This window comes from Mycetohabitans sp. B3, assembly GCF_021498065.1.
Classification (GTDB): Bacteria; Pseudomonadota; Gammaproteobacteria; order Burkholderiales; family Burkholderiaceae; genus Mycetohabitans.
Genome location: NZ_JAHLKN010000027.1, coordinates 15,200 through 28,434, shown reverse-complemented (window position 1 = coordinate 28,434; position 13,235 = coordinate 15,200). Strand labels below are relative to the sequence as shown.

Sequence of the window (13,235 nt, the reverse complement as noted above, 5' to 3'; positions counted from 1 at the left end):
TAGGAGGCCTAACCATGTCGATATCGAGCCAGCTTACCCGCGAGACATTGCTCGACGCGTACCGGTCGATGCGTACGATCCGCGAGTTCGAGGAGCGTTTGCACGTCGAGTTCGCGACCGGTGAAATCCCAGGCTTCGTTCACCTTTACGCGGGTGAGGAAGCGTCCGCGGTCGGCACGATGATGCACCTGAACGATATCGATTATGTGGCGACGACGCACCGTGGCCACGGTCATTGCATTGCCAAGGGCGTCGACGTGCATGGCATGATGGCCGAGATCTACGGCCGCCGCACTGGCGTTTGCCGGGGCAAAGGCGGCTCGATGCACATCGCTGACCTGTCGCGCGGCATGTTAGGCGCGAACGGCATTGTTGGCGCAGGCGCGCCGCTGGTGTGTGGCGCCGCGCTAGCCGCCAAGTTCAAGAAGACCGGCGGTGTTGGCGTTTGCTTCTTCGGTGACGGCGCGTCCAACCAGGGTGTGATTTTCGAATCGATGAACCTGGCCTCGGTCTGGCGGTTGCCGGCTATTTTTGTGGCTGAAAACAATGGATACGCTGAAGCGACATCGGCAGCGTGGTCCGTCGCGGCCGACAACATTGCCGACCGCGCCAATGGCTTCGGTATGCCCGGCGTGATTGTGGACGGATTCGATTTCTTCGCTGTGTACGAGGCGCTGGGCGAAGCCATCAGCCGTGCTCGACACGGCGGCGGCCCGACGCTGGTCGAGGTCAAGTTCACGCGCTATTACGGGCACTTCGAGGGCGACGCGCAGACGTACCGAGAACCAGGAGAAGTGCAGAAGGCTCGAGAAGAAAACGACTGCTTAAAGCATTTCGAGGAGCGCGTGGTACGCAGCGAACTGGTCCAAGTGGATGAGCTGCGCGCGATCGATGAGCGCGTCAAGGCGCTGATAGACGACGCGGTGCACAGCGCGAAGGCTGCCCCGCTGCCGACCGAAGCGGACTTGCTGAGCGACGTCTACGTCGCCTATCCGTGAGGAGGGCGTAATGGATGCGATGCGCAGCGGGGCGATGCCCCGTCAGACGTCGCGGCACGATGCGAGAAGCGACGCGCGGCGTGCGTGCGCCGCGCTCCGATCCAATTCGAAACGAGCTACCAGGAGACGGCCATGGCCAGGAAGATCACTTACCAACAAGCTATAAACGAGGCGTTGAGCCAAGAGATGGCGCGCGACGAAAACGTCATCGTGATGGGTGAGGACAACGCCGGCGGTGCGGGCTCGCCCGGCGAGCAGGATGCGTGGGGTGGCGTGCTCGGGGTGACCAAGGGGCTGTTCCATCGATACCCTGGGCGGGTGCTCGACACACCGTTGTCCGAGGGCGGGTTCATTGGCGCGGCAGTTGGTGCCGCCGCATGCGGCATGCGGCCGGTCGCCGAACTAATGTTCATTGACTTCATGGGAGTGTGCTTCGACCAGATATTCAACCAGGCGGCCAAGTTCCGTTACATGTTTGGCGGCAAGGCGGTTACCCCGGTGGTGATCCGCACGATGCAGGGTGCGGGACTGCGCGCTGCCGCCCAACACTCACAAATGCTCACGTCGCTGTTTACGCATGTGCCTGGGCTGAAGGTGGTATGTCCGTCCACGCCCTATGACGCGAAAGGGCTGTTGATCCAGTCGATCCGCGATGATGACCCGGTGATTTTCTGCGAGCACAAGCTGTTGTACAGCCGAGAAGGGGACGTGCCGGAGGAGTCTTATGCGATTCCGTTTGGCGAGGCCAACGTGGTGCGCGACGGCGACGATGCGACGATTATCACCTATGGACGGATGGTGCACCAGTCGGTGGAGGCGGCCAATGTGCTGGCCAGGCAAGGCATCGACGTCGAAGTGATCGACTTACGCACGACGTCGCCGCTGGACGAGGAAACGATCTTGGAGAGCGCGTCGCGCACCGGTCGAGTGGTGGTCGTCGATGAAGCCAACCCCCGTTGCTCGGTGGCGACTGACATTGCCGCACTCATCGCGCAGCGCGCATTCAAATCGCTCAAGGCGCAGATCGAGCTGGTGACCGCGCCGCATACGCCAGCCCCGTTTGCCGGCGTGTTGGAGGACATGTACATCCCGTCGTCTGAGAAGATCGCGGCGGCCGTGACGAAGGTAAGGAGCTGATCGATGCCGATTCACATGATTACGATGCCCAAGTGGGGACTGTCGATGGAGCAGGGCCAGGTCAACGGGTGGCTCAAGCAGATCGGCGACAAGGTATCTAAGGGCGATGAGTTGCTTGACGTGGAGACAGAGAAAATTTCCTCTGGCGTGGAATGTGCATTTGACGGTGTGTTGCGCCGGCAGATTGCCGTCGAAGGCGAAACGCTGCCGGTCGGCGCCTTGTTGGCGGTGGTGGCTGATACCGACGCGAGCGATGCCCAAATCGACGAAGCCGTTGCGGCGTTCCAGCGCGATTTCGTGCCGGCCGCGGCCGATGCGGCTGACACGGGACCGCAGCCGCAGAAGCGCATCGTCGGCTCGCATACGATCCGCTACTTGAAGCAAGGCGATGGCGGCGTTCCGGTGTTGTTAATCCACGGGTTCGGCGGTGACCTGAACAACTGGCTGTTCAACCACGCCGAGCTGGCGGCGCGTCGCGCGGTATGGGCGCTGGACCTGCCGGGGCATGGGGAGTCGAGCAAGCCGCTGAAAGCCGGCACATTGGACGAGCTTGCCCAGTATGTGTCCGCGTTCATGCGCGAAGAGGGGATCGAGCGTGCGCACCTGGTGGGCCATTCGATGGGCGCCGCCGTTGCACTGCAGATCGCCAGCGTGGAGCCGCAGCGAGTTGCGTCGCTGGCACTGATCGCCAGCGCAGGACTAGGCCGCGAAATCGACGCAGATTACATTAGCGGATTCGTGGCCGGGACCAGCCGCAATACGCTCAAGCCGCACCTGCTGAAGCTGTTTGCAGATCCTGCGCTGGTCACTCGCCAATTGGTTGAGGACATCGTTAAGTACAAGCGTCTGGACGGCGTAAACGAGACGCTCGCCAAGATCGCGGCGGCGGCATTCGGCGATGGTGTTCAGCGGCACGTGTACCGTGACCGGCTCGCCGAGCTGGCACCGCGCACGCTGGTGATTTGGGGCAGCGAGGACCGCATCATTCCGTCGCTGCATGCACAGGGGCTGCCTGCGGGCGTGCAGTCACACATCATCGAAGGCAAAGGGCACATGGTGCAGATGGAGGCGGCTGCCGAGGTCAACCAGGTGTTGAACGCGTTCCTCGGAGACTGACGATGGGAACGGTGACGCCGTACCGGAGCTTGACTGCGCTCGGGCAGCGCGGCGCGCGCAGTCACGACAAGCTCGCTCGTATCCCGGTGAAGGTCGTGCATCCGGACGGTGCGCCGTTGCCAAAGCCGGCATGGCTGCGGGCGCGGCCGATGATGAGCGAAGCCGTCGCACACGTGGCTGCGGTACTGCGCGAGCACGGCCTGCACTCGGTATGTGAGGAAGCGATGTGCCCGAACATCGGCGAGTGCTTCGCTCAGCGCAGTGCGACGTTCATGGTGATGGGGGGCATTTGCACGCGCCGGTGCCCGTTTTGTGACGTCGCCCATGGCCGGCCACCGCCGCTGGATGAGCAGGAGCCGGCGAGATTGGCCGATGCAGCGGCCGTACTCGGTTTGCGCTACGTCGTCGTGACCTCGGTGGATCGCGACGACTTGCGCGATGGTGGCGCGGGGCACTTCGCGCGCTGCGTGCAGACATTGCGCGCACGCGTGCCGGGCGTGGGCGTGGAAATCCTGACGCCGGATTTTCGCGGCAGGACCCATCGAGCATTGGACGCACTGTCGATGTCGTGGCCGGATGTGTTCAACCACAACATCGAAACCGTTCCTTCACTGTACCGTGTCGCGCGGCCGGGCGCCGATTATGCCGGATCGCTGGCGTTGCTCGCACAGGTTAAAACGCGTAACCCAGCGCTGCTGACTAAGTCAGGCCTGATGCTCGGCCTCGGCGAGCGTGACGACGAGGTTATTGCGACACTGCAGGACTTGCGTCGGCACGGCGTGGACATCATCACGCTCGGGCAGTATCTGGCGCCGTCGCCAGGGCATTTGCCGGTGAAGCGCTACGTGAACCCCGCGGCGTTCGACGCGTTGCGCACGACGGCGATGGAACTGGGTTTCCGGCAGGTGATCGCCGGGCCATTGGTGCGCTCCTCGTACCACGCGGCGCAAACCGTGCAGGGCGTCGAACGAGTCGACTCTATTTAGCGCAGCGCTGACTGCCGTCGGCGCGTAGCTGGATCCTCAATATTGCACCAGTATCGTCGCGCGGGTTGGTTACGCGAATGGCTGCATCGTTGCCGATGGCCAGCGGGACGTTGTCGGCGCGCCTCACGGCGGTAAGCCGTCGTGGGGTGATGCCGTATGCCCCCAGCAAGCGTACGACGGTGCCGGCACGGGCTGATCACAGTTCCCAATTCGCTGCGGATCTGGCCGTGGGGGAGGATATCGTCGGTGTGGCCTTCGGCGAGGATGTCGTAAGCACTGTGCTGTTTGAGCATGTCGGATGAATGACTGCGTTATCGATCATTTTCAGCGGCGTGTCGGTCGCAACGATCGCCTACGGCATTCCGCACCGTTCGGACGCAAGCGTGACGCCTACAGCCCGGTGATTTCGTCAACCATGTGTTAACGACCGGCAATGATTGCCAGCGGTCGGCCTGCGACAGCGTGAAGCTAAATTGACGACCTGCCAGCCGAAACAGTGATGTGTCCAGCGGTCGGCCAATGGTATACCGCGGACAGATTTTCGCATTGCAGCATGCAGCGTCGCACTTTGCTGTGTCCGAACCTCGTGGCTTGATGAAATCCGGGTTACGCCAGCCACACAGGACATGCATCATGCAGCGGTTTTATAGCAAAAAGCAGGTATTGATCACCGGCGCCACCGGATTCATCGGATCCGTGCTGTTGCGCACCATATTGGACAAACTGCCTGACATCGGCCGCATTTACTGCTTATATAGAAAGCAGCCAGGGGGCAGCCATCCGAAGGTCGTGTGGATCAATGCGGACGTGACACGACCTGCATGGGGCTTAGACTGTGATACGGTGCAGAAATTGGCCCGCGACGTGCACGTCATCTTTCATTTGGCAGCATACACTCGTTGGGATGTCGGTTTATCCGCACAAGTTGCCGCCAATACGCTGCCCGTCCTGGAAGGCGCTGCCCTTGCATCGCAGTTCAGCAAGCTGCGCGCTTACGTCGTCACCTCTAGTTACTGGGCGGCGTTGCATCTGCGCACGCCGCGGATCGCGGAAACGGTGTTTCAAGACTATTCCGCCGAACAGGAACTTAGCGCCGTACTGGCCGGAGACGAGGCACGCCTGCATGAATGGCCGAACGCCTACTCATACGCGAAAAATCTCGCCGAGCGGCTGCTGCACGAGCGCTATCCCGGCTTGCCAATCTTACTGGCGCGCGTCACGTCAGCGTGCGGCGCATGGGAGTTCCCGGCACGCGGTTTTTGCCGCTTCGACAACGCGCTACCCGCGCTGTTAAAGGCGATCGCGCGAGGTATACGCGTCTTTCCTGACTCGGCAAGAACGGCCGTAAACGATTCGATTCCGGTTGACCTGTGCGCGAATCTGCTACTAGCCAATGCGGCAGCGCATCCAACCAATGGCTTTTCAGTGATTCACTGCGCGTCCGCCGCGCGTAACATGCCGCCGCTCGGTGACGTCATTTCAAGGGCCGGCGGGATAACATATGTGCGTGACCGTGCCGAACTCGATGCCGAGCTGGCCAAACTCGGTGACAAGCGGCTCACGGCACTCAATAGAACGCTGCTCGAGGCCTACCGCTTTGCATTCGACGATGCAACGGTATTCCTCGATCATCATGCCCGCCGTCCGCTCACATGGATGGACGATGAGACACGAACGCGGTTTCCGATGGATGTGGAAACCATCGAATGGCCAATGCTGATCGATGCGATGCTTGCGCAGCTGCCGCTTAACAGCACTTACCGAACTTCTCGCCGTACCGGCCTTGCTGGCGCTCTGTAGCCGCACCGACCATCCTGGCGCAATGCCTTACTCTCGTAGAACGCTCGTGCAGCGGGCGACTTAACTGACAACAGGCGCACATACACGGACCACGGCAGCGCGAAACGCGTGGCCAGTTGCGCGAACTGCGGAAGTAACATCCTCCCATGAGGCAACACGCCGGCCACGATGATTGTCGCTGTCCAGTTTGCCGAAAATTAGCAAATTTGCTATGATTGCTCCATGAATTGGGCTGTCACCTATTATAACGAACGCGTCAAACGCGACGTTTTCGCCATGCCAATAGGCATCCTCGCTGATTACCGGCGATTGCTCTCGCTTATGGAAGACCATGGCGCGGATTTACGACTGCCCCATTCGCGTGCGATGGGGGAAGGCTTGTTCGAATTACGCCCGAAGGGCCTGAAGGCATCGGGCGCGTGTTTTATTGCATGCAGGTGGGCCGGCGCATTGTCGTGCTGCATTCTTTTACGAAGAAGACACAGCGGACACCGGAGAGTGAATTGCGCATTGCCCGCAAACGTCTCAAGGAGATAGGCAATGGTTAAGAACCGATTGGGACAGGAACTCGATGAGCGGTACAACCCAGTGCCGCACACTGCGGAGGATGATGCGCGTTTGTTTGCAGATCCGACGTTCAAGGCAGCATACGACGCACTCGAAGAAGAGTACGCGGCACTGCACGCGTTGCTTGCCGCTCGACGGGAAGCTGGACTTACGCAGGCCCAAATCGCCGAGCGCATGGGCACCACGGCGTCCGCAGTGTCTCGACTCGAAGCCTCGCTCGCCAGCGAGAAGCATTCGCCATCGTTCGCAACGATGCGCAAATACGCCGCCGCGTGTGGCAAGAAGCTTGTGATCTCGTTTGCGTGAACAGGTAGGCGTCGAAAGACGTGAGCTTGGAATCGAGGAAGTAGCGGGTCTTCCATGGACTACGCGGAACGCTCGTCGTTGTGATTCCCGAGTGGTTCGTTCCTGGCTGCGCGATAGTGCGTTGCTGACGCGCCTGGCCGAGGACTTGACCGGCCGGTTTGGCCGCGGTTTCAGTCGAGCGAATTTGGTCAGCATGAGCGCGTTTTACCTGGCTTGGCCGCCGGAGCAAATTTGTCAGACACCGTCTGGCAAATCTGCTGACGCGGAAAAGGCCAAACATCGTTTGGCAAATCCCTGTCGGCAGCGTCTGGCACGGTGTCGCCCCCGCAGTTTGCGCAACTGGCCGCGCGTTTCGCGCTGCCGTGGCCCGCGTATGTGCGCCTATTGTCGGTTAAGTTGCCCGCTGCGCGAGCGTTCTACGAGAGTGAGGCATTGCGCCAAGGATGGTCGGTGCGGCAACTGGACCGGCAGATCGGCAGCCAGCTGTATGAGCGGCTTGCGCTGTCACGTAACAAGGTCGCGTTGCTCGACAAGACGGGGAAGTCACGCCCGGAGGATGCGCTGACGCCTGAGGAGGCGATCCGCGACCCGTTCGTGCTCGAGTTCCTCGATCTGAAGGACGAGTATTCCGAATCGGATCTCGAACAAGCGTTGATTCAGCATTTGGCGGATTTCCTGCTCGAGCCAGAAAGCGGATCGCCATGGACCGGTGAAGGGGTAGGCATCGCTAAGGTTGTCTCAGGGGGCGCGACGCGAAACCTGCGTTGCGGCGACGGCCGGACCGCGCATCCGTGCGCTGAGTAACAACGGCACTACCAGTAGATAGCTTGCCGCACCCAATGCCCACACCAGTCCCGGGAACCATGTCACGCTCCACGCATACACCGCGGTGACCGCAACGGGCCCGCCTACGCCGATCAGGCTGGACAGGCTGGCAAGGGCACCCTGCAATTCGCCTTGAGCCTCATCGCTGACCTGGCGCGCGATCATGGCTTGCAGCGCCGGCATCGTCATCCCGCCTGCCGCGAACAGCGGGAGCAGGGCGAATGGCACCCATGCGCTGGAGGCTACCGCCAGCAGCGCGAGTCCCGCCGCGTCGGCCGCCACGCCTAGAAGCAGTGAACGCCATTCTCCGATCCGTCCGACCAGTGGTCCAATTACGAATGCCTGTGACAACGCATGGCATGCGCCGTATCCTGCCAGCGACAACCCGGCTACGGCGGCTCCCCAGCCGAACTGGTCCTGGCCATACAGGATCCAGAGCGTGGCGGGCACCTGCGACGCGACCATGATCGTGGCATAGATACCGATCAGCGGCGGCAATTGTGTGCCAGCTCCAAGCCGACTCAGGCTTCCTCCCCAGTTTAGCTTCAAATTCATTTTCCACCCCGTCGTTGTGCCGCGGATGTGGCGTGATTCCGGCAAGACGAGCAATGCGAGCAGCAGGTTCAGGCCGTTCATTACGGCTGCCGCGACGAACGGCGCACGCAGGTGCATCGTACCCAGCAGGCCGCCGAGCAGCGGTCCGCCGATTAGGCCGACGCCCATCATCGCGCTCAGTTGGCCGAAGCGCTGTGCGCGACGCGGTTCTGGGGTAATGTCGGTGATGTAGGCAGTCGCGACGGCCGCTGTCGCGCCGGTGATGCCTGACAGGGCCCGGCCCACGTATAGCCACGGCAAACTGGGTGCCCACGCCATCACAACATAATCCGCCGCTGCGCCAGCCAATGAAAGCAACAATATCGGCCGACGACCAAAGCGGTCAGACAGCGCACCCAGTATCGGCGCAAAGACGAACTGCATCAGCGCATACAACGCGAGCAGTATGCCGTAATGGGTGCTGCTGTCCGTCTGTGTGCTGCCCAGCGAACGCAGCAATGCGGGCAGGATCGGCATGATCAAACCGATGCCGGCAGCGTCGAGCATCACGGTCGCTAGGATGACGAAAAGAGGTTTGGCCACTATGTCACTCTATCAGTGATAGAGTGACGATTATCGCAAAAATACTTTATTAGTGATAGAGATGCCAAAGAACGTCCTGTCTTCCACCGCGCGATTGACCCGCCAGGCTGTACTGCGTGCCGCGTTGTCCTTGCTTAACGACGTCGGCATCGACGCACTTTCGACGCGAAGGCTGGCCGAGCGGCTTGGCGTGCAATCGCCGACGCTGTATTGGCACTTTCGCAGCAAGGCTGAATTATTGGCGGCGATGGCGGAGACGATCATGCTGGAGCGCCATCGCGACTCGACACCCAAGCCCGGTCAACCGTGGCAGGCTTGGCTGCTTGACAATGCGCGCAGCTTCCGGTCTGCATTGCTCGCGTACCGCGACGGCGCACGGTTGCATGCTGGCAGCCAGCCACGCGGCGCCCATTTTGATGCGATCGAGGTCAAGATGCGGTTCCTGTGCGACGCAGGATTGTCGCCGGACATGGCGTTCATATTGATGTTCTCGCTGGGCCGCTTCATCGTAGGCTGGGTACTGGAAGAGCAGGCGGTAGCGCGATCCGACGCCTCGACGGCGCACGGCGATGCGGGCCCGGATCCTGTTGCCTACCCGCTCCTTGCGCGCGGCTGGGCGACATTGTCCGATGAGCATCCGGATCGACTGTTCGAGCGCAGCGTGCGGCTCTTCATGGCTGGCGCGCAGGCAGCGTTGCGTGATCGGGCGGACTGGCCGTCGGATACATCGGATCGGCGTTGATTGCGCCCACGGACAACCATCGAGCATCAATTGCCGAAATCCAGTGCCATGTCGTATGTGCTGCAAGCGGGCGATGCGTTATTGCTGCCGCAAGGTGGCGCACACGAACTGTTGTTTGGGCCGGACGTGACCAGTCGATCCATCACGGCGTTCGAGGCGGCCATGCTGTGCAAGACTGTTGCGTTGGTGGACGCGGTGCCGCGTTGTGCGATGCAGGTGGCGGCGCGAGCGCAAGGCCGTGATGACGCCGGCGACACGCCGGATGATGCGTTGATCTTCAGCGCCTGCATGGAGTTTGACCTTGGTGGCATGCAGCCGCTGGTCGCGTCGATGCCCAAAGTCATGCTCGTGGGCACATTGCTCGAGCGCTGTCCGGAGATTGGGCCGATGCTCGATGCGATGGAACGGGAGTCTTGCGGGGAGCGGGCAGGATTCGCGGGGATACTGTCCCGGCTGGCCGACGTCGTTGCGACCTTCATCATCCGGGGCTGGGTCGAATGCGGTTGTGGCGACGCGACGGGTTGGGTGCAGGCGTTGCGCGACCCGCGTTTGAGCCGGGCCACCCAGCCATGCGCCGAAGTTTTTTCGTCGGGAGCGTCTTGCATCAGCGAAGGCCCTTTACTATTATTAAGTGCAGTTGCGCGAGTGTGCCGCCCGGGCGTTGGCGTTGTCCTGCCTGGCGTTCGGTCAAGTGGCTTGGCTGATGATGTTAGTAGTGCGATGAGACGGCGTTTGAACGAATTCTCCGTTGCGATAGAAAAAGTACCGCGTTACAGGTATCCAATCACCATGGTACGACCAATCGATTTTTATTCCAATGGGGTTGATTCCCCAATCGATTCCGATATGGCGCGATGACCGTGCGGCACCCCTTTCCAGATGGATGTCTTTCATGCAGCTTTCTACAATTAAGGAAAAGACGGGTTCTGCAGTGTCATCTTTTACCCGCAACACATAAAGGACACCTTCATCTCCTGAAGAACAATAGTGGTTCGGACGCCGGTGGGAACGATGGTTGATCACCGTGAGGACATATTCTGCTCCGTCAATGATCTTTGAATGCATTGTGGGGAACGTGAAGCTCGACGCGGTTAACAATTTTTTGCGTAACATTACTGGTATCTGCAGTACCATTCGCTGACTGCCGTTGTCTTTTAGAACCGTTAGCTCATTGTTAATGTACTGGAGAACCCTACCGTCACGAAGGTCCACGTATTCCGACGAATTATATTGGTAAGCGTGGGTTGAGACGCTAAATCCGTAAAGAATCTGGACGAGAAATGCTTGGGCCGTTCTTTTCAAACTGTTTAGCATGCTTAATCCCAAGTATCGCTAAAAAGTGAATATGATAAAGAGTTCGATGTGCTTGCCGACCTTCATCAGGGAGATCGGTGGCCCGCTCGCAACACCAGCAGATGCTGTCCGTCGGCACGCCGTCTGTTTCAGCGCAAAAATGTTGTGGTCGAGATGAAAATGTAATTGACAAAAGGCATCTCGACCATTGAATATTTGGATGCCGATTGTTGAACAACAGAAAACTGTCCCTGCTCAAAAGAGCATGTTTCACGATGCAGGAACTATTGGCGCTCGATGCTGCCGCTAAGCATGAGGCTTTACTCGATCAGCAAGCTTCTTATGCATTACCGTCAGTGGCGTGAGTGAGAAAATTTAAACGTTGGAGGCTTTCATCGGGTGGTTGAAGAAGCTGTTGGCCGAAGCGATGCTCGCATGGAAGCGCTGAAGGTTATCGTTGAGGTAAAGCCCTGAGCCCACAAGCCAAACGCGGAGCAGTGGCAGCGATTCGGAGAAGATCAACATCTCGGAGCGCTGCGCCTGCCGGCTTGCCGGACTTTCTCGCAGCGTGTTGCTTGACAAAGCGAGTCCTGGCTACGAGAACGAAATGCTGATGGCGAGTCTGGTGGAATTGGCGCATGAACGTCGGCGGTTCGACTATCGGCGATTACACGCGTTGATGAAGCGCGACGGTATCCACGCGAACTACAAGCGTGTGGATCGTTTTTATCGTGAAGCGGGGCTGGCTGTGCGGTGCCGTTGCCGGCACCACGGTGTCATGATTGAACGCGAGCGACGGGCTTTGCCGAGCGAGCCGCGAGGCTGGGTCAATTGGTTTCGTGGTGGACGCATTGTCGAAGGAGCGGCGTCTGAAGTGTAACCATCGTCCACGATTTCCACAAGAATGCTGTCGATATCGTCGTGAACTCCGGCATCTCGGGCTTGTAAGTCTCTTGAGCGTTGACCGAGCAGCGCGTGTTCGGGGCGATTCCGAAGTGCTGCGAACGGAGCAGGGACCGGAATTGACGAGTCGGCGCTCGGCCAATGGGCCGTACGCCAATGACGTGACGTTGAAATTGATTGAGCCAGGCAAGCCGACGCAAAATGCCTACATCAAATTGCCTAACGGTAAGTTCCGCGTCGAATGTCTCAACGAGCACGGATCTACGACGCTGACCCATGCCTGCGCAATCACCGCGGCATGGCGTCAGGACTATAGCGAGGAATGGCCACGCAGCCCACTAAACTACCTCTCGCCCAGGAGAATTAGTGGTCCCTTGTGGCTCTTTTTGTATGATCTTTTAGCTAAAAGTTGACTAAATCACCTGCGACCATTGAATATATGACCGTGAGTGACAGGAAATAATTAGGCCAATGAAGAGAGCATGCCCAACCATCCAGGAGTTGCTTGCGTTTGATGCAGTCGCCAAGCATGAAAGTTTCACGCGTGCAGCTAACGTACTGTGCGTTACGGTCAGCGGCGTCAGTAAACAAATTGCCAGCCTAGAATCCTTCGTGGGGCGCCCTTTGCTTCAAAAAGCGGGACGCGGAGTCACACTGACCGCTGTAGGGCGGGAATATTGGAGAAAAATATCCCCAAGTCTGCGCGTGATTGAATCCGCAACCTTTGAAGCTAGACTAGACGAGTCTAGCGCGGGTGTGCTGACCCTAGCTAGCGTACCCACCTTTTTAACAAAGTGGCTTATTCCGCGGTTACCCAGCTTCCGCAAGCTTCACCCTGGCGTCACCTTCAGTTTTGGTCAGCATCTCAGGCTGAATGACTCGCAGCCAGCTGATATTGATGCGGCTATCCGTTTTGGCCCAGGTAATTGGTCATCTGTCATCTCCGATTACATTGCAGGCAAAGAGTTTATCTGTATCTACGCTGCCAAACTGGAGCAACAATTAGGTTACCCCATTAAACAGAGTGACGTATTAAAGCAGACTTTACTACACCATGAGGAAGCGCCTTTTGTCTGGCGGAAATGGGCAGCGCAGTGGAACATAGACGAAACAAGTACTCTTTCAGGCCCGCGTTTCACACAATATTCCGCCATAATCCAGGCAGTTGTAAACGGTCTAGGGGTAGGCCTCGTGCCGCAGATTCTTGTAGAAGAAGAACTTGCGCAAGGCATCGTGATGCAATTAGGGCCAGCTATAGAGTTTGATCTAGGGCATTACCTGTGTTTCAACCCAAACCGAATGAATCGACCGATATTTTCCGCGTTCCACTCTTGGATGCTTACGCTCAACAAAGCAGAACAGTTATGTAACAAGGTTCCGGCGGCATAATCCAATAGAGTCGGCGTTGCCGCCAGTCAACGAAAA

At 59.2% G+C, this 13,235-nt stretch carries 11 protein-coding genes and 3 pseudogenes; 13 read left to right on the top strand and 1 reads right to left on the bottom strand.

Going from position 1 to position 13,235, the window contains the following annotated elements; translation table 11 throughout:
• Nucleotides 1-14: 14 nt before the first annotated feature.
• The 9 genes and pseudogenes from KQH55_RS08575 to KQH55_RS16895 all read left to right on the top strand — a co-directional run.
• Nucleotides 15-998: a thiamine pyrophosphate-dependent dehydrogenase E1 component subunit alpha gene (locus KQH55_RS08575; protein WP_076788516.1), complete on the top strand. Its 984-nt coding sequence runs from the start codon at nt 15-17 to the stop codon at nt 996-998.
• A gap of 132 nt (nt 999-1,130) precedes the next feature.
• The gene (locus KQH55_RS08570; RefSeq protein ID WP_076788518.1) at nt 1,131-2,135 is read left to right on the top strand and encodes an alpha-ketoacid dehydrogenase subunit beta; all 1,005 of its coding nucleotides are present in this window, start codon (nt 1,131-1,133) and stop codon (nt 2,133-2,135) included.
• 3 nt (nt 2,136-2,138) lie between these two features.
• The gene (locus KQH55_RS08565; protein ID WP_076788519.1) at nt 2,139-3,251 is read left to right on the top strand and encodes an acetoin dehydrogenase dihydrolipoyllysine-residue acetyltransferase subunit; all 1,113 of its coding nucleotides are present in this window, start codon (nt 2,139-2,141) and stop codon (nt 3,249-3,251) included.
• Between the two features lie 2 nt (nt 3,252-3,253).
• Nucleotides 3,254-4,237, top strand: coding sequence for a lipoyl synthase (gene lipA, locus KQH55_RS08560; RefSeq protein ID WP_076788521.1), 984 nt, complete (start codon nt 3,254-3,256; stop codon nt 4,235-4,237).
• Between the two features lie 77 nt (nt 4,238-4,314).
• Nucleotides 4,315-4,539, top strand: a complete 225-nt coding sequence (locus KQH55_RS08555) for a hypothetical protein (protein ID WP_076794051.1) — start codon at nt 4,315-4,317, stop codon at nt 4,537-4,539.
• 331 nt (nt 4,540-4,870) lie between these two features.
• Nucleotides 4,871-6,037 (top strand): SDR family oxidoreductase, encoded by a 1,167-nt coding sequence (locus KQH55_RS08550; protein WP_170872328.1) that lies wholly within the window; start codon nt 4,871-4,873, stop codon nt 6,035-6,037.
• A gap of 222 nt (nt 6,038-6,259) precedes the next feature.
• Nucleotides 6,260-6,585 (top strand): annotated as a pseudogene (locus KQH55_RS08545) (type II toxin-antitoxin system RelE/ParE family toxin).
• Nucleotides 6,578-6,910, top strand: a complete 333-nt coding sequence (locus tag KQH55_RS08540; protein WP_076794054.1) for a helix-turn-helix transcriptional regulator — start codon at nt 6,578-6,580, stop codon at nt 6,908-6,910. Before KQH55_RS08545 ends, KQH55_RS08540 begins: the two are co-directional and overlap by 8 nt.
• A 118-nt stretch (nt 6,911-7,028) precedes the next feature.
• Nucleotides 7,029-7,594: pseudogene (locus KQH55_RS16895) on the top strand (PDDEXK nuclease domain-containing protein); the annotation flags it as partial.
• Nucleotides 7,595-7,648: 54 nt separating this feature from the next.
• Here the strand turns inward: KQH55_RS16895 and tet are convergent.
• Complete coding sequence (gene tet / locus KQH55_RS08530; RefSeq protein WP_139337272.1) at nt 7,649-8,872, bottom strand: Tet(A)/Tet(B)/Tet(C) family tetracycline efflux MFS transporter; 1,224 nt, start codon at nt 8,870-8,872, stop codon at nt 7,649-7,651.
• Nucleotides 8,873-8,933: 61 nt separating this feature from the next.
• Here tet and KQH55_RS08525 point away from each other — a divergent pair, with 61 nt between their 5' ends.
• From KQH55_RS08525 to KQH55_RS08510, 4 genes and pseudogenes are all read left to right on the top strand, one after another.
• Nucleotides 8,934-9,614 carry a TetR/AcrR family transcriptional regulator C-terminal domain-containing protein gene (locus tag KQH55_RS08525; protein ID WP_076788529.1) on the top strand — a complete coding sequence of 227 codons (681 nt, stop codon included), beginning with the start codon at nt 8,934-8,936 and terminating at the stop codon, nt 9,612-9,614.
• A gap of 48 nt (nt 9,615-9,662) precedes the next feature.
• Nucleotides 9,663-10,472 (top strand): cupin domain-containing protein, encoded by an 810-nt coding sequence (locus KQH55_RS08520; RefSeq protein ID WP_235090635.1) that lies wholly within the window; start codon nt 9,663-9,665, stop codon nt 10,470-10,472.
• 838 nt (nt 10,473-11,310) lie between these two features.
• Nucleotides 11,311-12,166 (top strand): annotated as a pseudogene (locus KQH55_RS08515) (integrase core domain-containing protein); the annotation flags it as partial.
• Nucleotides 12,167-12,281: 115 nt separating this feature from the next.
• Entirely contained in the window at nt 12,282-13,199 is a 918-nt protein-coding gene (locus KQH55_RS08510; RefSeq protein ID WP_076794061.1) for a LysR substrate-binding domain-containing protein, read from the top strand.
• The last annotated feature ends 36 nt before the right edge of the window (nt 13,200-13,235 follow it).

Excerpts from the sequence above, each read along its gene's own strand:
- KQH55_RS08575 (WP_076788516.1), top strand. The coding sequence starts at position 15 with ATGTCGATATCGAGCCAGCTTACCCGCGAGACATTGCTCGACGCGTAC.
- KQH55_RS08570 (WP_076788518.1), top strand. The coding sequence starts at position 1,131 with ATGGCCAGGAAGATCACTTACCAACAAGCTATAAACGAGGCGTTGAGC.
- KQH55_RS08565 (WP_076788519.1), top strand. The coding sequence starts at position 2,139 with ATGCCGATTCACATGATTACGATGCCCAAGTGGGGACTGTCGATGGAG.
- lipA (WP_076788521.1), top strand. The coding sequence starts at position 3,254 with ATGGGAACGGTGACGCCGTACCGGAGCTTGACTGCGCTCGGGCAGCGC.
- KQH55_RS08555 (WP_076794051.1), top strand. The coding sequence starts at position 4,315 with ATGGCTGCATCGTTGCCGATGGCCAGCGGGACGTTGTCGGCGCGCCTC.
- KQH55_RS08550 (WP_170872328.1), top strand. The coding sequence starts at position 4,871 with ATGCAGCGGTTTTATAGCAAAAAGCAGGTATTGATCACCGGCGCCACC.
- KQH55_RS08540 (WP_076794054.1), top strand. The coding sequence starts at position 6,578 with ATGGTTAAGAACCGATTGGGACAGGAACTCGATGAGCGGTACAACCCA.
- KQH55_RS08525 (WP_076788529.1), top strand. The coding sequence starts at position 8,934 with ATGCCAAAGAACGTCCTGTCTTCCACCGCGCGATTGACCCGCCAGGCT.
- KQH55_RS08520 (WP_235090635.1), top strand. The coding sequence starts at position 9,663 with ATGTCGTATGTGCTGCAAGCGGGCGATGCGTTATTGCTGCCGCAAGGT.
- KQH55_RS08510 (WP_076794061.1), top strand. The coding sequence starts at position 12,282 with ATGAAGAGAGCATGCCCAACCATCCAGGAGTTGCTTGCGTTTGATGCA.